This is a genomic window from Citrobacter farmeri (genome assembly GCF_019048065.1).
GTDB lineage: Bacteria > Pseudomonadota > Gammaproteobacteria > Enterobacterales > Enterobacteriaceae > Citrobacter_A > Citrobacter_A farmeri.
Genome location: NZ_CP077291.1, coordinates 418,807 through 439,685, shown reverse-complemented (window position 1 = coordinate 439,685; position 20,879 = coordinate 418,807). Strand labels below are relative to the sequence as shown.

20 protein-coding genes are annotated in these 20,879 nt (G+C 52.7%); 4 read left to right on the top strand and 16 right to left on the bottom strand.

The window, feature by feature from the left end:
* Nucleotides 1–2: 2 nt before the first annotated feature.
* From I6L53_RS02005 to I6L53_RS01930, 16 genes are all read right to left on the bottom strand, one after another.
* Nucleotides 3–953: an ABC transporter gene (locus tag I6L53_RS02005; protein WP_042321288.1), complete on the bottom strand. Its 951-nt coding sequence runs from the start codon at nucleotides 951–953 to the stop codon at nucleotides 3–5.
* Between the two features lie 5 nt (nucleotides 954–958).
* Nucleotides 959–1,630 (bottom strand): DsbA family protein, encoded by a 672-nt coding sequence (locus I6L53_RS02000; RefSeq protein WP_042321285.1) that lies wholly within the window; start codon nucleotides 1,628–1,630, stop codon nucleotides 959–961.
* A gap of 64 nt (nucleotides 1,631–1,694) precedes the next feature.
* Nucleotides 1,695–1,892 (bottom strand): DUF4762 family protein, encoded by a 198-nt coding sequence (locus I6L53_RS01995; protein WP_042321282.1) that lies wholly within the window; start codon nucleotides 1,890–1,892, stop codon nucleotides 1,695–1,697.
* 89 nt (nucleotides 1,893–1,981) lie between these two features.
* Nucleotides 1,982–2,581 carry a DNA-binding response regulator gene (locus I6L53_RS01990; RefSeq protein ID WP_232231086.1) on the bottom strand — a complete coding sequence of 200 codons (600 nt, stop codon included), beginning with the start codon at nucleotides 2,579–2,581 and terminating at the stop codon, nucleotides 1,982–1,984.
* 83 nt (nucleotides 2,582–2,664) lie between these two features.
* On the bottom strand, nucleotides 2,665–3,213 hold the full coding sequence (locus I6L53_RS01985) for a fimbrial protein (protein WP_217124960.1): 549 nt from the start codon (nucleotides 3,211–3,213) through the stop codon (nucleotides 2,665–2,667).
* 9 nt (nucleotides 3,214–3,222) lie between these two features.
* The gene (locus I6L53_RS01980) at nucleotides 3,223–4,278 is read right to left on the bottom strand and encodes a fimbrial protein (RefSeq protein ID WP_042321273.1); all 1,056 of its coding nucleotides are present in this window, start codon (nucleotides 4,276–4,278) and stop codon (nucleotides 3,223–3,225) included.
* Nucleotides 4,278–4,901, bottom strand: a complete 624-nt coding sequence (locus tag I6L53_RS01975) for a fimbrial protein (protein ID WP_052425393.1) — start codon at nucleotides 4,899–4,901, stop codon at nucleotides 4,278–4,280. The genes I6L53_RS01980 and I6L53_RS01975 overlap by 1 nt, the downstream gene beginning before the upstream one ends.
* Before the next feature lie 17 nt (nucleotides 4,902–4,918).
* Nucleotides 4,919–5,662, bottom strand: a complete 744-nt coding sequence (locus I6L53_RS01970) for a fimbrial biogenesis chaperone (protein ID WP_042321271.1) — start codon at nucleotides 5,660–5,662, stop codon at nucleotides 4,919–4,921.
* A 42-nt stretch (nucleotides 5,663–5,704) separates the two neighbouring features.
* Nucleotides 5,705–8,179 carry a fimbria/pilus outer membrane usher protein gene (locus I6L53_RS01965; RefSeq protein ID WP_042321485.1) on the bottom strand — a complete coding sequence of 825 codons (2,475 nt, stop codon included), beginning with the start codon at nucleotides 8,177–8,179 and terminating at the stop codon, nucleotides 5,705–5,707.
* Between the two features lie 63 nt (nucleotides 8,180–8,242).
* On the bottom strand, nucleotides 8,243–8,791 hold the full coding sequence (locus I6L53_RS01960; RefSeq protein WP_052425391.1) for a fimbrial protein: 549 nt from the start codon (nucleotides 8,789–8,791) through the stop codon (nucleotides 8,243–8,245).
* A 72-nt stretch (nucleotides 8,792–8,863) separates the two neighbouring features.
* Nucleotides 8,864–9,394, bottom strand: a complete 531-nt coding sequence (locus tag I6L53_RS01955; protein WP_042321269.1) for a fimbrial protein — start codon at nucleotides 9,392–9,394, stop codon at nucleotides 8,864–8,866.
* A 493-nt stretch (nucleotides 9,395–9,887) separates the two neighbouring features.
* On the bottom strand, nucleotides 9,888–10,421 hold the full coding sequence (locus tag I6L53_RS01950) for a 4Fe-4S dicluster domain-containing protein (protein ID WP_042321266.1): 534 nt from the start codon (nucleotides 10,419–10,421) through the stop codon (nucleotides 9,888–9,890).
* A complete protein-coding gene (locus tag I6L53_RS01945) occupies nucleotides 10,418–11,014 on the bottom strand; it encodes a molecular chaperone TorD family protein (protein WP_042321263.1) in 597 nt (198 codons plus the stop codon). Before I6L53_RS01945 ends, I6L53_RS01950 begins: the two co-directional genes overlap by 4 nt.
* Nucleotides 11,015–11,106: 92 nt before the next feature.
* The gene (locus I6L53_RS01940; protein ID WP_042321260.1) at nucleotides 11,107–11,880 is read right to left on the bottom strand and encodes a dimethyl sulfoxide reductase anchor subunit family protein; all 774 of its coding nucleotides are present in this window, start codon (nucleotides 11,878–11,880) and stop codon (nucleotides 11,107–11,109) included.
* Complete coding sequence (locus I6L53_RS01935) at nucleotides 11,873–12,499, bottom strand: DMSO/selenate family reductase complex B subunit (protein ID WP_042321258.1); 627 nt, start codon at nucleotides 12,497–12,499, stop codon at nucleotides 11,873–11,875. The genes I6L53_RS01940 and I6L53_RS01935 overlap by 8 nt, the downstream gene beginning before the upstream one ends.
* 13 nt (nucleotides 12,500–12,512) lie before the next feature.
* Nucleotides 12,513–14,945, bottom strand: a complete 2,433-nt coding sequence (locus I6L53_RS01930; protein WP_042321255.1) for a DMSO/selenate family reductase complex A subunit — start codon at nucleotides 14,943–14,945, stop codon at nucleotides 12,513–12,515.
* A 480-nt stretch (nucleotides 14,946–15,425) separates the two neighbouring features.
* Between I6L53_RS01930 and I6L53_RS01925 the strand changes: the two genes are divergently transcribed.
* The 4 genes from I6L53_RS01925 (at nucleotide 15,426) to dcuB (ending at nucleotide 20,820) form a co-directional block, all read left to right on the top strand.
* Nucleotides 15,426–16,376, top strand: coding sequence for a nickel/cobalt transporter (locus I6L53_RS01925; RefSeq protein ID WP_042321252.1), 951 nt, complete (start codon nucleotides 15,426–15,428; stop codon nucleotides 16,374–16,376).
* A 119-nt stretch (nucleotides 16,377–16,495) separates the two neighbouring features.
* Complete coding sequence (locus tag I6L53_RS01920; RefSeq protein ID WP_042321250.1) at nucleotides 16,496–18,127, top strand: sensor histidine kinase; 1,632 nt, start codon at nucleotides 16,496–16,498, stop codon at nucleotides 18,125–18,127.
* Nucleotides 18,124–18,843 carry a two-component system response regulator DcuR gene (gene dcuR, locus I6L53_RS01915; RefSeq protein WP_042321248.1) on the top strand — a complete coding sequence of 240 codons (720 nt, stop codon included), beginning with the start codon at nucleotides 18,124–18,126 and terminating at the stop codon, nucleotides 18,841–18,843. Before I6L53_RS01920 ends, dcuR begins: the two co-directional genes overlap by 4 nt.
* A gap of 636 nt (nucleotides 18,844–19,479) precedes the next feature.
* Nucleotides 19,480–20,820 (top strand): anaerobic C4-dicarboxylate transporter DcuB, encoded by a 1,341-nt coding sequence (gene dcuB / locus I6L53_RS01910; protein WP_042321247.1) that lies wholly within the window; start codon nucleotides 19,480–19,482, stop codon nucleotides 20,818–20,820.
* Nucleotides 20,821–20,879 lie beyond the last annotated feature (59 nt).

Here is a 20,879-nt window from a genome sequence, read left to right as displayed (position 1 = left end):
CATTAATGATTAATAAAGAAGAGAGAGTGGCTGTGCCAAAGGAGCCACTCCTGCGGATGTTCACGCAGAGTGGATTCAATAACGTCAGGTAGCGCATGGGCGACGTTCTGACAGCTCACCGGTGGATGAATGTGGATGCGCAGGCCGTTGTCATAACTGAGGTGATAAAACACCACCTGCGCCGCAATCACCCCGGAGAGGCGGACCACGCCATTGTGTAACTTCGCGCTACGACCGAATAAACGACACGGCAATTTCGCTGCCAGCGCCCCTTCGGCCTGCAAGGTGTAGTCCGGCGAAATATCGGGAAAAATAATCATGTTCTGCTGCCCGGCGGCGACATCGGTAATGAGCCCCATCAGGCTGCCAGCCAGCGTTTTATTCTGCTGATGGATGGAACAGTAGGAAAGGTCGATACCGCCAAGTGCGCGGGTCTGCGCGTTATAGAGTTCAGCGCTGGAAGAGACCACCACGCTGGCTTTGCCTGGCGTAACGCAGGCACCGACCATCGCCGCCAGTACGTCCGACACCGTATGTAACGGTGCCAGAATGTACGGTGTCTTCTGCTGATGCAGTGGCGCGACAACCGCATCGAGTTCATCCGCGCAGGCGCGGATCTGCTGTAACAGCTTCGGGTTTTGTCCCCAGGTCGCGGCTTCTTCCAGCAGGCGGCGACGCACTGCGAGCCAGGCCGCGTTCACCCGGCCTTTTTGCCCGGTCAGGCAGCGGGTGTTTTCGTTTGCCACGGCATCACGTAAACGGAATGAGCGCCCCACCAACCGCAGCGCACAGAGTCCTTTCGCCACGGTCAGCAACACAGGCAGCGGCAGATAACGCACCATTTTTCGCAGGAGAAGTAGCCTTTCCTGAGAAAAATGACGTCTCGCGTCATACAGCCATCCCGTGCTGTTTTTAAAACTAAACACGCTCCAGAGAATAAAAAATCTGACCACCGGGGTTATTTATCCTCTTTCAGCAATTGCAGCATGCGCTGCGCAAATTGAGGAAATTCGCTGTCCTGGGCCACCACATAGCGTTTATTGATAATAAACATCGGCGTCGCGTTAATGTCATAGTGTGCGGTAATCGCCGCCATCGTGCTGAGACGGTTTTTTACCGCGTCACTCTGGCGCAGGGTTTTAAATTTATCCGCATCAATATTATTTTTCCCCAGCCAGGCATTCAGTGCCTTCTCATCGGCGAGATCGACATTGCGCGTAATAACGGCGTTATAGGCGCTGTCACGAACCTTCTTTTCAATTCCCATCTCTTCCAGCGTGGCAAAAATCGGCGCGTAAGCGGCAAGGCCGCTGTTCTCACTGGTAATATGAATCGAGGTAAACGAACTCCCCGGCGGCAGCGTGCGGGAAAATTCCGCCAGATTCTCTTCGTTTGCCGCACAATAATGGCAACCGTAAGACATCACTTCAATAATACTGCGCGCTTCTTTGATCGGACTATCCGCAATTTGCGCCGCGCTGACTTCACGAAAAGCCTGCGTTTGCGAGTCATCTGTGGCAAACGTATTAAAGACAAAAATGTGATAGCAAAGCACCGTTATCAGCGAAGAGATAACGATCAGAAACAGTGAATAGCTAATAATGGTGATGGGTTTAAATTGAGTCGCCATAGTTATTCTCGCAGCGGAAAAAATAAACCTGGAGGCGCGGGTACCTCCAGGCTATAGCCAATGATTAGCGGTTCGGAATACCACCACACTTGCTGGCATTTGCATCTTTCATTGATGTGGTACTACCGTGCTTATCCGTGCAGGTCGTCAGTTCCTTACAGGAGGTCACACCACCAATGGTAACGTTCTGATACGTTGTTTCGCAGGTTTTGCACGTTCCGCCCACAACGTTAGCCACGTCAATTGCAGTCAATTTTTTCATCTCTGTTTTCCTTACTTAGGGTTTAATTTGGTGCAATCATTTGCACCGATAGTTCGGCGAATGCTACTGCCGAAAAGACTTATCACGGGTCACGGCATAATTCCCTTGAACACCGTAAATAACGCAATGTTGTTTCTGATATTCAGTCGCTTCATTAAGTGCCGCTTGATATAGCTCAGGCGTCGGATGTCGATATTTACCTCGCAGGAAATCTGCGACAGCGATTTTCCTTTGAATATCTCCTCCATCAGCCACCATTCATTACCGGAAATCGTATAGTTCACTTCCCGACGGTGCAGTTTTCTGCGCGTGTAATTCACCAATGAATGGCTAAAGCAGCATCCCTGACGTTGTTGATCCAATAAATCCTGAAAAAAAGGGGTGGTATTGGCGAGATTCTCGCTTTTCAATAACCAGTGGGCGTTTGGCAAGAGCGAATAAAGCGTGAAAAATAGCGGCATATTGTGTTCGCTTAATAAAATGATCAGGTTCTTATTTTCTCGCTGATAGAAATCATTCATAAGCTGCAACGCACGAATCCGCTCCCGCGGCAGGCTGTCCAGATCGCAGAGGATCCACAGGCAACAGTCATCATTAACGCGAGTCTGCAACTGCTCGATCAGTTGCGCGTAGTCATCCGTTAAGGAATATAAAACGTCCGTCTGCTCCGCGAGCAAACTGGCAATCACCGTTTTTATTCCTTGCGAAAAAAAGAGATCTTTATTGTAAAGAAAACACTGATACTCCATGCCCCAATTCCCTGTTGATGACGTTACTGATAGTTCAATGTGTAATTTGCCGTGGCGGTAAAGGGTCCAGTGCTCAGGGTGCCATTGGCTAAGGCATCCGGCTCGGCTTCAACAAACGCCTGGAAGTTAAGCCGCAAAATGGTGTCGGCGATCGCGGCCGGCCGGGTCGCGACATTCAGGCGCACGGGCGTATCATCCTCCTCCAGCAGGCCAATCCCGACGCCGCCCGCATTGCCCGGCGACGTGGCGCTGATCGCCAGTCGGTCCGCCAGATTGCCGTTGGGATCGCCGCTAAACGTTACCGTTACGGTGTTAAAAACGTTCGGGGTACAGTCCTGTAACTTAATCGTGAACGGAATCGGCGTCGTTTTTCCATTTATATACAATGACTTTGTCGATACCTCCCCAAAGTTGACCGGCACCCGCTCTGACTCTGGCGCAATACTGCACGGATAAACCATCACCACACCGGTGAAACTGAGATCGCCGCCCAGCAACTCCCCCAGCGCCCACACCGGAGCCGGAGCGAGCGTTGTCAACAAACAGGCAAAGATCGTTGTTATGCGATGCATATTCCCTCCTTACTGGAATTCAGCCACAACCGTTGCGGAAGCATGGAACTCGCCTTCCGGAATGACTGAGGTGACATATTTCGCCACCGGTGCAGCAGTCAGGTTCCAGTCACCTTCGTTATTGGCAAACCCCGGCACGTTATAGAAGGTGTTGGGTGCCACCGGATTACCCTGACGGTCACGCAGCGCAATACCCAGCTCGGAACGATCCGTTGTTCCCTGCGTACTCAGGTATTTACCGTCATCAAATGCCGGATTGGCCTGCTGGATCCCCAGCTTGATATTCAGTGCCCCCTGGGCAAAGCTGCCCCCCTCGCACTTCACATGAATCGGCACGTTCTGGCTGTAGTTGGTACCATTTAGTCGGCTACCGATCCCCGGGATGTTGCCGAAGTCGACAACGATCGGCGTCCCCTGATTAACGGTACATTTGTCCGGTACGGTAATGACCCCGGAAGCGATGGTGATGCGCGACAGCGGTGTTTGCCCCATTGCGCCCGGCCCCAGGCGACCAAAGAGTTTGGCGATTTCAGAGCCTTGCAGGTTCACTCCGTTGATAATCGGTTTGGTGATCATAAAGGTCACCCGCCCCTTCGCGCCGGAAGCGAATTGGTTTTGCAGAATGGTGCTGGGAACGTTGCAGAAGTTCTGATCGGCACCATTGGAGACATTATCGAACGGTACGGTTTTATACTGTTGCAGCTCCCCGCCGATGTAGATCTCAATTTTGACGTCCATATAGTCATTGAGCTTGAGGTAACCCGCCGTCATGCCGGACTGCGTTAACGTCGCTTGCGCCATGAAAAATACCGGCTGATTACTCATCGGCTGTGAGCAGTAAGCGCGCCCCTGAAACATCCCGGCCAGGTTGAATTCATCAGTAACGGTCGCGCCCACCTGGTTGTTGGTAATGTCATGATTATTAATATTAATCAGATAATCGTAGGTACCGTTTACCGGTTCAATTTCCCCGTCCACCACGGACCACGCCGCCCCCGGCAAGCCAAGCGTGCTGAGCGCCAGTAAGACCGGCAATTTGCGGCGGAACAGGCCAGGCAGTTTCATTACAAGTACTCCATTTTCAGGCGAACCAGGCTGCTAAAATCCCCGGCGCTCACATGTAAGCCGGTGGATTCCAGCGCCGCCATAAAATTCAGCTCACTGTCACCGGAATTGACCAGCCAGGGAGCATGGGTCTGGCCGACATCCAGCGCATTCCCGCTTTTATCGAGCAGGCGCACACCCGCGCCCTGAGTCGTACCCGTGGTGCGTAATAGCTGCCCGTTATTAAGATCGGACTCTCCCACAAACGTCAGTTGTACCGCCTGTTCCCCGGTGCTGTAAGCACGCCAGTCATTCCCGGTGGTCCTGGAAGCCAGACTCCCTCGCGACTGCGACGCCCCTTTCAGGCAGTCCTTCAGATGCAATTTGAAACGCACCGGCTCGCTGCGATCGCCCGCCTGACGAAAATGCTGCGCGCTGATCTCACCCAACTCGACGTCCTGAATGCGCCCTTGTGTCATCAGTACGCAAGGGGAAGCAAACACAGAACCGTGAAACCGGACAATGCCGCTATCTTCGCTGACATGTTCCTGGGCGTTATGTTGTGGCTGCGCCGGTACATCCGCCCCGCACTGAAACGCCACGCCCATCGCGAGGAGGGCCACAGTGGATAAAGGATTTTGCATTGTCAGGTTCCTCCTGGTTAGCCCTGCTGCGCGGGTGGAAGTGCTTTGCAGGTGTTGCCATCGCAACGAAACTTCAGCTCCGGGTGTCCGCCATAATCGTTCACGTACATCATGGAAAACTGGCTGACATTCCCGTCCGTCACCGCAAACTGCAGGCTCGATTTGGGCGCGATCATGATCCCCGGGAATTGGGTGATCTTTTGTCCGGCCCCTTTGGACAACCCAAGGATCGTGACGTAGTAAGGCGTTGGGTTCTGTGCCGTCATCTGGCCGCCGTTTTTATGGAACACCACCTGGTCCTGCCAGACCTCACTCCGGGTCTTCGGGATCACCGCCGCCGGGCGGTAAAACAGCTTGATGCGCGACTGCATGGCCAGTTGCAGCGTGTTCGGTTTATCCGGTTTCGGCGGGATCTCCCGGACGTTGAGGTAGAACAGGCTCTCCCTGTCCTGCGGCAGTTTTTCGATCCCGGCGGTTTTGGTGACGCGCGCGATCCCTTTCTGTCCCCCGTTAATCCGCTGTAGCGGCGGTAACACAATCAGCGGCGACGTTATCTTGTTGCCTTTTTCATCCTCGACCCACGACTGGGCGAGGAAGGGAATATCCGGGCTGGTATTGGACAGATTGGCACTCGACGAGGCCTCTTTCTCCGTAATAATGACGCGGGTCCGATCCAGAGAGACCCCTGCCTGCGCGTAGCCGCCAATCATGCTCAGCGCCCACGCCGCCATCAGATATCCGTTATGTCTTTTCTTGCTCATTTTTGGCCTTTTATTACAGTGAGATAACTCGTTGCGTCGAGGTTAACGACACGGCAGAAGTCCGTTCGCCCGCCCGTCGTTTATAGCTGGCGGGATCGTTACCTGGCATTGCTGCTTACCGCCCCACATCACGTTCAACGTTTCGTTCGCATTGACCCCCGCAAGCCAGGCTTGCCCGTCTTCCAGCACCATCGCGACACTTACCCCATCGGGGTTGTAAATTTCCGCGCCGAATGGCGGTACGCTGCCATCCGCGAGGCGCAACGTCCCCATCATCTTCATCCCCTTCGCCATGCCAAAGGCCTGATAGCCAATAGCGCCTTCCGTCAGGGTCGTCGTACTGATAGCTTTTGACGGCTCGATATCGCTGTCCATCGCATCGACATCTACACGAGTATCGAAGCTGTTGTAGCTCACCACATCCGGCACCACGGCGATGCCGAAGCGGTTAGTCCGCGACTTCTCGCCGTTAAGCGGAACGCCGCCAATGCCATTGGTATCCACCATGACGCGCGCCGTATTGATCGTTGCGCCGCTGTTATGCATCGCCGCGCCGTGGCGGGTTGCCGTGAAGCCACCGCGCAGAGTGGTGCTCAACGCCATGTACTCATTCTGCTGGTAGCTGGCGTTGGTATTGATTTCCGCCAGTTGCGAACGATGCTGGTAATAGCCGTCAACGCTGGCGTTACCGCTCTGGCTGGCACCGGCACGAATACGCCATAAATTGTTGTAATCGCTGTTGTCGGTGTAAGACGCCATCGGACTGGTTTTGCCGTTGTTGGCCTGAATATCCAGCCCCGCCCATTTGTTGTCGCCAATCGGCACCGACAGCGAGAAGGAGATTGAGTCGTCTTTGCGCCCTTTATAATCGGTACGGTAAGCGGAAAGATTGGCGGTGATACCGCTGATATCGCCGATGCGGAAAGAGCGCCCTACCGACATGCCGTAGCGATCCTGACTGCGTTTATCCCAGTAATTCTGGTGTGTCCAGGTGAGAAAGACGGTCGTCGCTTTCCCCGCCTCGCCTGCCCAGAACGTTTTATTACCGGTGATGGTGTAGAGCTCTTTTTCGCGCCCGATATGGTCATATCCCTGATAGCGCTCATCGAGGTATTGCGCCATCGAGCGGAAATCTTCCTGCGAGAAACGGTATCCCGCGAAGGTAATGGAACTGTTGTATTCATCGAAGGTTTTGGCGTAACTCAACTTGTAAGACGTCCCCTTCAGGCGTTCACCGTCAGGCTTACGGCTCCAGGATTCGGTAGCATCAACGGAAATGGCCCCCAGCGCGTTGAGATCGCGACCAATACCCAGCGAGGCCGCAGTATATTCTTCACCCGAAGACTGTAAGCCGCCGTACAGCGACCACGCATTACTGACGCCCCAGGAGAAATCGCCGGAGAGAAAGGTGGGCCCTTGCAGTTTATGGTTATAGCGAGACGGCGTACCGCCAGAGATGTTGTAACGAACGTAGCCCGGACGCGTGAGATACGGAATGTTGGCGGTGTTCACCTGGAAGGTGGAGACCGAGCCATCCTGCTCTTCGACGCGCACATCGAGCGTACCGCGTACCGAACTGCGCAAATCCTGAATGTTGAACGGTCCGGCGGGTACGGTGGTTTCATAAATGACGCGCCCGCTCTGGCTGACGGTCACCTTGGCGTTGGTACGGGCAATACCGTGAATTTCGGGGGCGTAGCCCTGTAACGCCGGCGGTAGCATCCGCTCATCGCTGGCGAGGTTGATCCCGGTAAAGCGCACGGTATCGAAAACCTGTGAGTTCAGATAGATCTCGCCCAACGTCAGTTTCGCCGCCATCATGGGCAGCGGTCGGTAAGCGTAAATCTGGTTCCAGTCGAAATCGAATTGGTGGTTCTGGCTGTAGTAGCTGGTCTGATACTCACCGCGCAGACGCCAGCCGCCGATGTTCGCGCCCGCCTGACCATAGCCGGAAATCGCACTGTAGTTTTCCTGATTGTTGAACTGGCGAGTGAGTTGCCCGTTGAGGCTGTAGTCGAACAGGAGGCCCGCGATCCCTTCATCCCAGCGTTCAGGCGGCGTCCAGTCAGGATCGTTGTACTTCATCCACGCCTGCGGCACGGTAATTTCAAGCACGCCGGCATAGTTGCTTAATTTTGACCCCGGCAGGCTTTGCAGTGAGTAGCAATTCTCATAGAGTTGAGTGACCTGCGCGCGGGCCTCATCTTTCAGCGCCAGCTTGTCCAGCAGGTCGCCGCTGATGCACGGCAGCGTACGCTTACCTTCTGGAGCATCGATGTAACGAATTTTCTCCTGGCCGACCGGTTGACCGTTAATACGGATATCCAGCAAATAATCGCCAGGGGTGACATAGTTGTCGGTCGCAAAACGCGACAAATCAATCTGGGTACGATCCGCAGCATCCAGGACATCGGTATTAAACTCAACGCTCTCCTCGGCACTGGCCGTTGCCGTATAGCAGCTATTCATCACCAGAAGAGCAATCATCGTTATATGGGTTTTTAATTTTACCGACATGATATTCGTCCCAAATAAATCCATTAAATACGTTCTGCGTCCCGCGACGTTATTGTTATGCTGTTAGTGGTAATCCATAAAAAACTGCGCAACGGCAGTAAACTCGCCCGCTTTTATATATTTTTGAACAGGTACCAGCGATGCGGTAAATTTTAAAACGTTATCAGTCTCGCTCAGTTCATATCCCGGAGAGGGTTGACCCAGCGTTAATATTTCACCCTGACTATCACGTAGGCGAATGCCAAAGCCATCGGCTTTACCACTGACTAATAACGTGGTGGGATCGGATGCTGCCGCATTACCTATAAAGGTGACCGAGGCATAAGGATAAAGTGAACCATCGTTGCCCCGTTTCACTACGGAACAACCGGTCAGACGCACCAGTACGGGGCGCGTAATATTGCCCTCATCATTGCGATTAATCAGGCTGGCAGAAACATCGCCAAACTCAACCTCAATATCCCGACTGTTCGGATCAAGACTGCATCCCGCCTCAATCAGTTCACCGCTCATCGCTAATTTACCCGGCGTGACGGTGGATCCCAAAACAGAAACCGACCCCATCAGAGCACACAAATAAAGCGATAATATGAACATATTGCTTATTTTCATTTTGTCCCTCCCTGGTACGATCCCTGATGTGAAAAGTGCGGGATAACTCCCGCACTCAGAACGTCGGGTGGATTACTGGTAAGCAATCTCGAAGTTAACCGTTGACTGGAAAGAACCCGCGGTCACGGTTGCGCTTGCGCTTTCTGCTTTCACATAGGCAACAAACGGAATGGTGTTGGTACCGTTAACCAGTTGTACAGGCGTTGTTGCCGTACCCCAGGTGACATCCTGGCTGGCGCTGTCACGCAGGCCGATACCCGCTCCAGACGCGGTACCAGAGGTGAAAGCGGCCAGAGAAGCATCCGTTGGGTTTACGCTGGTCGGGGAGTAGGTCACTTCTGCCGTTTGCGCCACGGTGATGTCGCAATGCTGCAGTTCGATATTCTGGTGTACGTTCCCGGCACGCGCACCGTTAGCCAGCGCAGAAACAGGAATCTGACCAAAATCAACGGTCACCGGGCTTGAACCAGGCGCCAGACCACAGGCGGTATTCACCAGTTCACCCTGGAATTCAATCACACCGTTCGTCGTGTCAGCTAAAACAGACATGGAACCCAGAGCAGCGGTGAAAGCAACAGCCATAGCAACTTTATTCATTTTCATAACAATATCCTGTTTGTACCAATATCCTAAGAAATAAAGAGTCATCACGTCGCAATCGTTATTTCGTTCTGCTGTAATCAACTCTTGGTTTTGTTCTGGAAATGTTCCGGCAATAATTAAATGTGCAATAATATTAATTATCACCACTCCTTTGAACTGATGAAAATGCTACCAAATCAAAATTTCCATACAAAGCACTACATTTGCTGTGGAATAGATACGCATTGTTAACTCGCAGGGAAAAGAAAAATGGTTTTATATCTCGCGAGGCTGTGTGATTAATCCTAAATACGCGATGGATTTTTAGTGGATACAGGATATAAAAATAGAAAGGAGATTAGGATAATTCGCAATAATAGCGAAAATAAAATAATACTTAAGGAAATAATTGTATATTTAACGCTATGGTTAAGCTTAAAGATTTGCCCGCACATCGTTTAACGTTGCCCGTAACATTAAAACAGACGCCGCCTCGCAAGCCCGGGCTGGAGGATTATCTCAGGCTGACGGCATCAGCGTTACACTGCACCCGGCATTCGCCACAGCCAGTACAACGCTCGCTGTCCAGCACAGGCAGCCCCGTCGCGCCGATGGTACAGGCCCGTTCAGGGCATGCCTCAATACACTGATTGCACGGGCGTAACGGATTAACGCAAGCAGCACTGAACGCCGGGCGCAGGCCGGTATCAAAGCGAGCCTGTACGCACAGCGCGTCGCTCTGACATGCGGCGATGCACAAACCACAGCCATCGCAACTGGCATACTCAATCGCCAACTGCGGGTAGCCGTCTTCATGCCGGCTCAGAATCCCCATCGGGCAGGCATTAATGCACTGGTTACAGCGGGTACATTGCGCGATGAACTGCGCATCAGGTACGGCGCCCGGCGGCAGCGGATGCGCCAGTTGGGACACCGGCATCTCCGGCGCAGTGTGTTTTGCCGCGCTGACAAATGCACGAAACAACCCACGTCGACTGACATGCCGATGCGTCATCAGCGCCTGATAATATTTCTCTGACCTGTTCATCCGAAGTACAACCGTTTCACTACCGGTTGCAGCGCCCGCTGCTGCTCCATATCCCGCAGATAACACGTGGTTACGGCGGCAAGGCGGGCATAGAACGGGCTTACCGGGCAGTCCTGCAACCGTTCCAGATAGCGATATCCCCACGGCAGCAGATGCGCCTCGAATAGCTGATTAACCGCCGCGTCTTTGCCAGCCTCCAGTAACGCGCTGCTGGCTAACAGCATCAGGCCAAACTGATCTTCGGGCTCACTCTGACGCGCGTCAAACGCCATTCCCTGAGACTGTAAAAACGCACGGTACTCCGCGGTGGTATCACCCATCAGCAGATTATCGCGTTCCAGCCAGACGGAACCCCAGGGCGGCGCGGGCATATCCCCCTGCCCCTCAAACAACACGGAAAATTGCCAGATGAGCGATTCTTCATCCGGCAACGGCCATGATTCGCACAATTGCGTTACCTGGGCGAGATCGCGCCATGGGTAAAGCTCCGGCAACGCAGGCAGACAATCGAACAGCGCTTTCACTTCCGGTCGCCCGGGAGAGTAGTAAAACAGGGCACCGAGGATACGGGGTAATACGGCAAGAGACGACATCTCTAAATACTCCTGAACGTGCCTGATGGCGGCTGACGCCTTATCAGGCCTACGACGACAACGGAAAAAGAGCGGCCGAGGCCGCTCACAGGTTACATCGGCAGCGTCCACAGATTGTAGAACGCAATCCTGCCCACTAACTCCGCCACAATGACAATCAGTGCGGTCATCGCCAGAACGGTGACACTGGACTTCAGTCGCGCCCAGGTCACCACGCCAACAATCCCCACGGCCAGCAGCGCCGCCTGCGCGGTAAACCAGCTGGTTTGCGCCGCCGTTAATGCGCCGTCCGCACTCATCAGCGTCGACATATACCCCGGACGCAGACAGAAACTGGCCAGGATCGCCAACACGCTGACCAACAGTCCCAGTCGCAGCCCAAACAGTCCGGCCAGAATGCCACCGCCAATCAGCGGCGTCAGCACCATCATCACCGTAGTATAAGAGGTGCGCCAGGTCACCACTGTCGGCAACTGGTAGATTTGCGGGATCGCCAGAATAAAGGCCACGCCCACCGCCGCCGCCAGCCACACCAGCACTTTACACAGTGCGGTCGCCCCACGATTGAGCAGCAGACCGAGTGAACCCAGCCCGCCGAGCGTGACAAACACCGCCGACAGCACAATTTCGTTGCTCATCGGCGAATGACCCACGCGCAGCAGCATGTTCAACGCGCGCAGCGGTTGCCCGACGTGGATGATCCCCAGCAATACCCCAACACCAAACAGGCACATGGCAGAGAACAGGCCAATGGCCATCCGTCGCGCGTCAATCTGCCCCAGGGTGCCGCCAATCAGCAGCAGAATAAACGCGCCGACCGCGCTTTGGGTAAAGACGGTAAAAAAGACCAGCGGTAACTCAAGCATGGCGTACCTCCCCCATGTTCATAATGGCCCCTTCCTTGTCGCCCGTAGGTTTGGCCTTCGGGTGCGGCTTAATAATGAGGTTAGGATGGGTAAATGACGCGGCAGGCAGTGGCGCAATCTCGTTCCCGGTGCCGTATTTTGCCCGTAGCTCGTCAATGGGACCGAAATCCAGCGCCCGCTGCGGACAGGAGTCCACACAGATTGGACGCAGATTCTGCTCCAGTCGGTCGAGGCAGCCGTCGCATTTGCGCATGACTTTGGCCTTAGCATCAAACTGCGGCGCGCCATACGGGCAGCGCATTTCGCAATAGCGGCAACCGACACAGATACTGTCATCGACCAGCACCAGACCGTCCTCTTCACGTTTGTGCATGGCCCCGGTCGGACAACCGGACACACAAACCGGTTCATCACAGTGGTTACAGGCGATGGAGAGATAGTAGGTAAAGGTGTCGTTGTGCCAGCTTTCCCCTTCTTTCACCCAGCTTCCGCCGCCATATTCATAGACCCGGCGGAATTTCGGCCCGACATCCAGATCTTTATTATCCTTACAGCTGACCTGGCAGGTTTTGCAGCCTGAGCAGCGCGAGGAGTCAACATAAAAGCCATACTGTTTCATTGCGGATCACTCCTTAAGCGCGTTTGATTTCAACCAGGTTGGTATGCTGTGGGTTCCCTTTCGCCAGCGGTGACGGCAGATGGCTGGTCAGGGTGTTAATACACCCGCCAACGTCCACACCGTTGCTGTCCAGACGAGTCCACGCCCCCTGCGGCATCGCCACCACGCCCGGGAGAATACGCTGGGTCACCTTACAGGGGATCGCCACCACGCCGCGATCGTTGAACACATGCACCAGATCGCCTGAATTCAGTTGACGCGCACTGGCATCTATCGGGTTGATCCACACTTCATCCGGTACCGCTTCATGCAACATCAGCACGTTGGTATAGGTTGAGTGGGTATGACCTTTGGTGTGAAAACCGCTCAACTGCAGCGGATACTTCACGGTTAATGCTTTGTTCAGGTGTGATTCTTTCACTTCGCAGAACTCCGGCACCGCCGGGATGCGATCGCCTTCCGGCAGCGTCCACGCTTTCGCGAGATCGGCCAGCGCCTGCGAGTAAATCTCAATCTTGCCGGATGGCGTAGTCAATGGATTCGCCACGGCATCGGCGCGAAAATCAGCAAACGCCAGACTCTGTTTGTCCGTCGCGATACGCTGGTCGATAACCCCCATCGCTTTCGCTACCGGCCATTCCGGCAGGTACGGACGTTTTTCGCGGATCTGCTGATAGTGCATTTCTGCCCACTGCGCCTGCGTCCGCCCTTCGGTGTACTGCTCACGCAAACCGAGATGACCAGCGATATCGGCACAGATATCGTAGGTGCTACGCACTTCCCACATCGGCGTGACCGTTTTCTCCAGGGCGATCATGTAGTTGTGAGAACCCGCCGCATAGGAGCTGTCCACCAGATCTTCCGCTTCGAGATAGCTGGTTTCCGGCAGCAGGAGATCGGCGTACTTCGCGCTCGGCGTCATGTGGTTTTCAATGACGATAATGGTTTCGCACAAACTTTCGTCGGCGAGAATTTTGCGTGTACGGTTGGTTTCACCGTGCTGGTTCAACAGCGTGTTACCGGCCTGGTTGAAGAACAGCTTGATGCCGGTTTTCAGTTTGTCCGCCCCCTTCACGCCCATAGTAGTAGCCGTCATGATTTCCGGACGTTGAATCGCATCCGTCCAGAGATAACACGGAATGGAGGTTTTAATCGGGTTGGTCAAAATCGGTAACAACGGTACACCGTATGGAGTGCCATAAGGCCAGTTTCCGTTGTTGGTTCCCGGCAGGCCAAAGTGGCCCGTCAGTGCAGGTAGCGTCTGAATGGCACGCACGGTTTGCTCGCCGTTGGCGTGACGCTGTGGTCCCCACCCCTGACAAATGTAACAGGCACGGGCCGACGCGATTTCACGCGCCAGTTGGCGAATGCGCGTCGCCGGAATACCGGTGATCTCCGCCGCCCACTCCGGCGTTTTAGCGATGCCATCATCGCCTTTACCGGTCACGTAGTCTTTATAGCTGGCATTCGGCGCAGCGCCTTCGGGCAGGGTACTGCTGTCATAGCCCACGCAGTACTTATTCACCTCAGCTTCATTAATCAACTGTTCGGTAATCAGCGTGTGCGCGATACCGGCCACCAGCGCGGCATCGGTCGTTGGACGAATCGGCAGCCACTCGGCATGCTCGGTCACCACCGAGTCGGTATAACGCGGATCGATAATAATCACCCGTGCCTTTGAGGCTTCCAGCGCGCGGCGTAACTCTTCCACCTGTCCACCACCGGACATGCGCGTTTCAGACAAATTCAGGCCAAACAGCACGACCAGATCGGAATGGGCAACCTGGGTAAAGTGGCTCCCGACATACACGCCGTGGGTATATGGCGTTGCGGTGGCAATTTGCGCTGTGGAATAGGTGTTATGATAATTTAAATAGCCACCCGTGAGATTCAACAGACGTTTCCAGGCCGGCGTACCCTGAGTATGGTAATAAGCGCCTGATTGATAATTATAATAAATAGCCTCACGGCCATATTTTTCCGTCACGCGCTTTAATTCTGCCGCGATAAATGCTGTCGCCTCATCCCAGGAAATACGTTTGAATTTCCCTTCGCCGCGTTTACCTACGCGTTTCATCGGATATTTAATCCGGTCCGGACTATATACCCGCCAGCGACTGGAGCGGCCGCGCAAACACGGACGAATTTGGTGTTCGCCAAATATCGCATCGTCTTTTGCGTCTTCCGCTTCAATACGCACAATGCGGTCATCTTTAACGATCACTTTCAGCGGGCAACGGCTGCCGCAGTTAACCAGACAGGCGCTGTGGCGAACGGTTTCACCATTGCCACCCTGCGTTGGCGCAGCGTTTTTTTCGGCCTGCGCGCTGGCAGAAAAAGGCAATGTAATCGCATTACTGAGCGCAACGGCGGCACCTATTTTTGCGGTGCCTGTCACCGCATCCCGTCGGGACAATGTTGTGTTTAGCCACTTTTTTATTTCCATCTTTATTTCTCACATTTCATCCATAGTTATTATTAATAAGTCATCATAAAGGGCGAAACACCGCTGATGGTTGATTATGATCAAACGAATTTTTATGGAGAAATAAAGTGGGAAAACCATGACCTTCTTATCACTTTTTATCTCATAAAAAGCAACGATTTAACTGAAGATGACATTTTAAGATACAAACAAGAGATAAAAATAGAACAATAGCGGCATATTCGATATGCATTACGATATATTACGCATCAATATCCTGTCGGACAAGTGTAATAAAATTCTTATTCTCGTGGTGTGTGCAAAAAGATTATTCCTGGACGACAGTAATATTCCTGGAGGGTGGAATCATATAAATATTTCATGATATACAATCAATATTATAATTATTAATGATGAAACAAAGGGAAGTCTGCACAGTGGACTGGGTTCTCTCCTTAATCAGGCTATACTGTTTCATCATACCCATTGCCAGACTGAATCATGATCGCATCCGGACGCCCCCCCTCTCTGCGCCTGCCGCTGGCAGGACTCCTGACTCTGATACTGTTCGGGATCGGCTATACCCTGCATCTGCACTGGGGGGCGTTTATTCAATGGTGCCTGGCGACGCAAATCACCCTGCATCGTTATCTGGTGATGTACCTGCTGCAGTTGAATAATCATCAGTACAGCGGCGGTTTCTGGTTATTGACGGGAGCCTTTCTGTACGGCGTATTGCATGCTATCGGGCCGGGGCATGGGAAGTTCATCGTGACCACTTATCTGAGCACCAATAAAGAGAGTCTGCTGGCTGCGCGGGTTGTGCCTTTTGTTGGCAGCCTGATGCAAGGCGTCAGCGCCATTGGATTTGTGTTTATCCTCGCGATTGGCTTTAACCTGGCATCCGGTGATTTGAGCACCAGCCGGTGGTATGTCGAGAAAATCAGCGCGGTGCTGATCGCCGGATTTGGCGCTTTTATGATCTACCATGCTTTAAAATCCCTGCGTCCCGTTACCTTCACCCGGTTTACTCCCCTGCATAACCATGATGCGAAGTGCGGCTGCGGGCATCACGGCGTCGGACAGACGCTGGTGGACGGCAACTGGAAAACCCGCCTGGGGGTGATTCTCGCCATCGGCGCCCGACCATGCAGTGGGGCGATCATGATCCTGTTATTTTCCAACGCGCTCGGCATCGTCACCTGGGGCATTGCGGCGGTGATGACCATGTCCTTTGGTACTGCGCTGTCAATCATGGGACTGTCTCTGGCGGTACGCTATGCCCGAAATCAGACGCTCTCATGGTTTGGCGCAGGGCATCCGGCCCTGAAATGGCTTGCGCCTGCAGCCAGAATTGCCGGTGGCGTGGTGCTGATTCTTTTTGCCACGATCCTGTTCTTAACGGTGATCCCGATTAGCGCCAATGGCGATTATATTGCCGCAGGTTGCTAACGGTATGCGCAATAATTATCCGATAATGGCGCACCTGTTCAGGTGAATTTCCCTGCCACCTTTGAATTACGCGTCCCAATAGGGATAATACCCGCACAAACAGTGAACCCGGGATCACAATGAGATACTCTCTGCCTTGCCGCACGCTACGTACACGGCCGATGAAACTCGGTACGACGGTGATTTTGATGGTCAGCGCCGTGTTGTTTTCTGTCTTGCTGGTAGTCCACCTGTTCTACTTCTCACAAATCAGCCATATGACGCGTGATGCGCTGGCCAACAAAGCGCTGGCCGTTGCCCGAACGCTGGCAGATTCGCCGGAGATCCGTGAGGGGTTGATGAAAAAACCTGAGGATAGCGGTATTCAGGCGATTGCCGAAGCGGTGCGCAAGCGCAACGATATGCTGTTTATTGTCGTCACCGACATGAAAAGCCTGCGTTATTCCCACCCGGAAGCTCAGCGCATCGGGCAGCCGTTTAAAGGCGACGACATATTGCTGGCGCTGGATGGCCAGGAGAATATCGCTATCAACCGGGGTTTTCTCGCCCAGGCGCTCCGCGTTTTCACCCCCATTTATGACAACAATCACCATCAAATAGGGGTGGTGGCGATCGGTCTGGAGCTGAGTCGGGTCACCGAACAGATTAACAACAGTCGTGGCAGTATTATCTGGTCCATACTTTTTGGCGTGTTGGTTGGTCTGCTGGGCACCTGGGTGCTGGTGAAAGTGCTTAAGCGCATTCTGTTTGGCCTGGAGCCCTATGAGATTTCCACCCTGTTTGAACAGCGCCAGGCGATGTTGCAGTCGATCAAGGAAGGGGTGATCGCCGTTGACGAAAAAGGCGAAGTGACGTTGATCAACGATGCCGCCCAGGAATTACTGAACTACCGCAAGTCCCAGGACGACCCCCAATTATCCACACTCAGCCACGCCTGGTCACAAGTGGTGGATCTCAGCGAAGTTTTGCGCGACGGTACGCCGCACCGCGATGAAGAGATCAACATCAAAGATCGGCTGCTACTTATCAATACCGTCCCGGTCCGCAGCGACGGCAAGATTATTGGCGCAATCTCCACCTTCAGGGACAAAACGGAAGTTCGCAAGTTGATGCAGCGACTTGATGGTATGGTGAACTATGCCGACTCACTCCGTGAACGATCCCACGAATTCATGAATAAATTACATGTGATTCTGGGATTGTTACATCTGAAGAGTTATAAGCAACTTGAAGACTATATTATCAGGACGGCTAACAACTATCAGGAAGAGATCGGTTCACTACTAGGTAAAATTAGATCGCCGGTCATTGCGGGCTTTTTACTCAGTAAGATTAATCGCACATCCGATTCAGGGCATAAACTGGTGATTAGCCATGACAGCCAATTACCGGACAGCGGCAATGAAGATCAAATTGCGGTATTGATCACCGCGCTCGGAAATCTGATTGAAAATGCGATCGACGCGTTAGCACAGCAGTCAGGAGGTGAAATCAACGTCTCCTTATACTATCGCAATGGCTGGTTGCATTGTGAAGTCAGTGACGATGGTCCCGGCATCGAACCGCACCGTCTTGACGCTATCTTTGAGAAAGGCGTCTCGTCTAAAGGAACTGAACGCGGCGTCGGTTTAGCACTTGTTAAACAACAAGTTGAAAGTCTTGGCGGCAATATTTTTGTGGAATCCGAACCTGGTGTTTTCACACAATTTTTTGTACAAATACCCTGGGATGGGCAGAGGGCCAGCACATGATCAATGTCTTTATTATCGATGACGACGCAATGGTAGCGGAGTTAAACCGCCGCTATGTCGCACAGATCCCCGGTTTTCAGTGCTGCGGAACCGCCTCAACGCTGGAGAAAGCCAAAGAGGTTATTTTTCACAGCGACGTTCATATCGACCTGATTTTGCTGGATATTTACATGCAGAAAGAGAACGGGCTGGATCTGCTTCCCCTTCTGCATGCCGCTGGCTGCAAAATCGATGTCATTGTCATCTCTTCGGCTGCTGATGCCATGACGATTAAGGACTCGCTGCACTACGGCGTCGTTGATTACTTGATCAAGCCGTTTCAGGCCTCACGTTTTGAGGAAGCCCTCACCAGCTGGCTGCAAAAGAAAAGGGACATGGACAAGCACCAGTATTATGAGCAGTCGGAGCTGGACCAACTGATTCACGGTAGTGCGTCCAATGAACAGGACACCCGCCGCCTGCCGAAAGGATTAACGCCGCAAACGCTGCGTACGCTGTGTCAATGGATCGATGCGCATCAGGATTATGAGTTTTCCACCGATGAGCTGGCGAATGCGGTGAATATCTCCCGCGTCTCCTGCCGCAAATACCTCATCTGGCTGGTTAACTGCCATATTCTGGTCACCAGCATTCATTATGGCGTCACGGGCAGACCGGTTTACCGCTACCGTATTCAGGCAGAACATTATTCTTTACTTAAGCAATATTGTCAGTAGAAGAACAATCTTAACCTTGCGTTATTTCGTTATATATTGGTAACAATTATTACAATAATGAAAAAATAAAAAGGTTAAGGTTACTGCCTGAAAATTCAGAAATTGTGCCAGATCAAATATAATTGCATCATCTCACATTTATCAATGCTTTATTATTATCCGACATAGCGTTGTTTTTAATTTCAAAAACGCTAACAAAAGTTAATAAAGTATTATCCACCTCATAGAGTGTGTATTTTTAATCACAAAGGAGTAGTCTGGAAATAACCAGACGGATTAACAAAAACGATAAACGGTAGCAACGGAGTTCATGCTACATCTTAGGGATAAGCACACTCTGTGAGCAGATGACATGTTCATGTTTTTCATAAAGATACAAAAAAGATCCCGAGCCTGCTTCTGCTCTCCTTTTTCAACACTGCCCATCGCCGGAGAGTCTTGCTCTCTGAAAAAAGCCTGAAAAAACGATAAGAGTTTCCATGTTGCTTATGAAAAACTTTTATTCAATGTTTAGAAACTAATCACACTTTCAGACGAAACGAATATTAGCCAGGCTCTGCGCCTACAACACAAAAAACAGAACATGGCTGTGATCCATTTATCAAAATTGACTGGTTTTATCGCGAGGGTAAATCAATGCTATTTAGTATACAACTTCTCATTATATTAATATGTTTGTTTTATGGTGCCAGAAAGGGCGGTATCGCGCTGGGTTTGTTAGGCGGTATCGGCCTGGTCATTCTGGTCTTCGTTTTCCACCTCCAGCCGGGTAAACCACCGGTTGACGTCATGCTGGTGATCATCGCCGTGGTCGCGGCCTCGGCAACTCTACAGGCCTCCGGGGGTCTGGATGTTATGTTGCAGATTGCAGAGAAACTGCTGCGCCGCAACCCAAAATATGTCTCAATCGTTGCGCCGTTCGTGACCTGTACTCTGACCATCCTCTGCGGTACTGGCCACGTGGTCTACACGATCCTGCCAATCATTTACGACGTTGCGATTAAAAACAACATTCGTCCGGAACGTCCAATGGCCGCCAGCTCCATCGGCGCGCAAATGGGGATTATCGCAAGTCCGGTATCGGTCGCGGTGGTTTCTCTGGTTGCGATGCTGGGTAATGTGACCTTTGAAGGCAAGCACCTGGAATTCCTCGACCTGCTGGCGATCACCATCCCGTCCACGCTGTTGGGTATCCTGGCAATCGGTATTTTCAGCTGGTTCCGCGGTAAAGATCTGGATAAAGACGAAGACTTCCAGAAATTCATCTCCGTACCGGAAAACCATCATTACGTGTATGGCGACACCGCCACGCTGCTGGACAAAAAGCTGCCGAAAAGCAACTGGCTGGCGATGTGGATCTTCCTTGCCGCGATTGCTGTCGTCGCTATCCTGGGTGCCTTCTCTGAACTGCGCCCTTCATTCGGTGGCAAAGCGCTGTCCATGGTGCTGGTTATCCAGATGTTCATGCTGCTGACCGGCGCGCTGATTATTATCCTGACCAAAACCAATCCCGCTTCAATCTCTAAAAACGAAGTCTTCCGTTCAGGTATGATCGCCATTGTGGCGGTGTATGGTATCGCCTGGATGGCGGAAACCATGTTCGGCGCGCACATGACAGAAATCGAAGGTGTGCTGGGCAACATGGTGAAAGAGTATCCGTGGGCCTATGCGATTGTTCTGCTGCTGGTTTCTAAATTCGTTAACTCTCAGGCAGCGGCGCTGGCGGCTATCGTTCCGGTCGCACTGGCGATCGGCGTTGACCCGGCCTACATCGTGGCATCTGCCCCGGCGTGTTACGGCTACTACATTCTGCCGACCTACCCAAGCGATCTGGCTGCGATTCAGTTTGACCGTTCTGGTACCACCCGCATTGGTCGCTTCGTCATCAACCACAGCTTTATTCTGCCGGGTTTGATTGGTGTGAGCGTCTCCTGCGTCTTTGGCTGGATCTTTGCTGCCATGTACGGATTCCTGTAAAGGTCTCCCGCGTGCCGCCCTTCACCGGGTGGCACGTCACTTATGATATTAAAAGAAAT

Bases quoted from the DNA above. Each gene is read 5' to 3' on its own strand.
- I6L53_RS01930 (WP_042321255.1), bottom strand. From the start codon at position 14,945: ATGGAAATAAAAAAGTGGCTAAACACAACATTGTCCCGACGGGATGCG.
- I6L53_RS01940 (WP_042321260.1), bottom strand. From the start codon at position 11,880: ATGCTTGAGTTACCGCTGGTCTTTTTTACCGTCTTTACCCAAAGCGCG.
- I6L53_RS01995 (WP_042321282.1), bottom strand. From the start codon at position 1,892: ATGAAAAAATTGACTGCAATTGACGTGGCTAACGTTGTGGGCGGAACG.
- I6L53_RS01955 (WP_042321269.1), bottom strand. From the start codon at position 9,394: ATGAAAATGAATAAAGTTGCTATGGCTGTTGCTTTCACCGCTGCTCTG.
- I6L53_RS01980 (WP_042321273.1), bottom strand. From the start codon at position 4,278: ATGAAACTGCCTGGCCTGTTCCGCCGCAAATTGCCGGTCTTACTGGCG.
- I6L53_RS01970 (WP_042321271.1), bottom strand. From the start codon at position 5,662: ATGAGCAAGAAAAGACATAACGGATATCTGATGGCGGCGTGGGCGCTG.
- dcuB (WP_042321247.1), top strand. From the start codon at position 19,480: ATGCTATTTAGTATACAACTTCTCATTATATTAATATGTTTGTTTTAT.
- I6L53_RS01950 (WP_042321266.1), bottom strand. From the start codon at position 10,421: ATGAACAGGTCAGAGAAATATTATCAGGCGCTGATGACGCATCGGCAT.
- I6L53_RS01985 (WP_217124960.1), bottom strand. From the start codon at position 3,213: ATGCATCGCATAACAACGATCTTTGCCTGTTTGTTGACAACGCTCGCT.
- I6L53_RS01925 (WP_042321252.1), top strand. From the start codon at position 15,426: ATGATCGCATCCGGACGCCCCCCCTCTCTGCGCCTGCCGCTGGCAGGA.
- I6L53_RS02000 (WP_042321285.1), bottom strand. From the start codon at position 1,630: ATGGCGACTCAATTTAAACCCATCACCATTATTAGCTATTCACTGTTT.
- dcuR (WP_042321248.1), top strand. From the start codon at position 18,124: ATGATCAATGTCTTTATTATCGATGACGACGCAATGGTAGCGGAGTTA.
- I6L53_RS01975 (WP_052425393.1), bottom strand. From the start codon at position 4,901: ATGCAAAATCCTTTATCCACTGTGGCCCTCCTCGCGATGGGCGTGGCG.
- I6L53_RS01920 (WP_042321250.1), top strand. From the start codon at position 16,496: ATGAGATACTCTCTGCCTTGCCGCACGCTACGTACACGGCCGATGAAA.
- I6L53_RS01945 (WP_042321263.1), bottom strand. From the start codon at position 11,014: ATGTCGTCTCTTGCCGTATTACCCCGTATCCTCGGTGCCCTGTTTTAC.
- I6L53_RS01965 (WP_042321485.1), bottom strand. From the start codon at position 8,179: ATGTCGGTAAAATTAAAAACCCATATAACGATGATTGCTCTTCTGGTG.
- I6L53_RS01935 (WP_042321258.1), bottom strand. From the start codon at position 12,499: ATGAAACAGTATGGCTTTTATGTTGACTCCTCGCGCTGCTCAGGCTGC.
- I6L53_RS01960 (WP_052425391.1), bottom strand. From the start codon at position 8,791: ATGAAAATAAGCAATATGTTCATATTATCGCTTTATTTGTGTGCTCTG.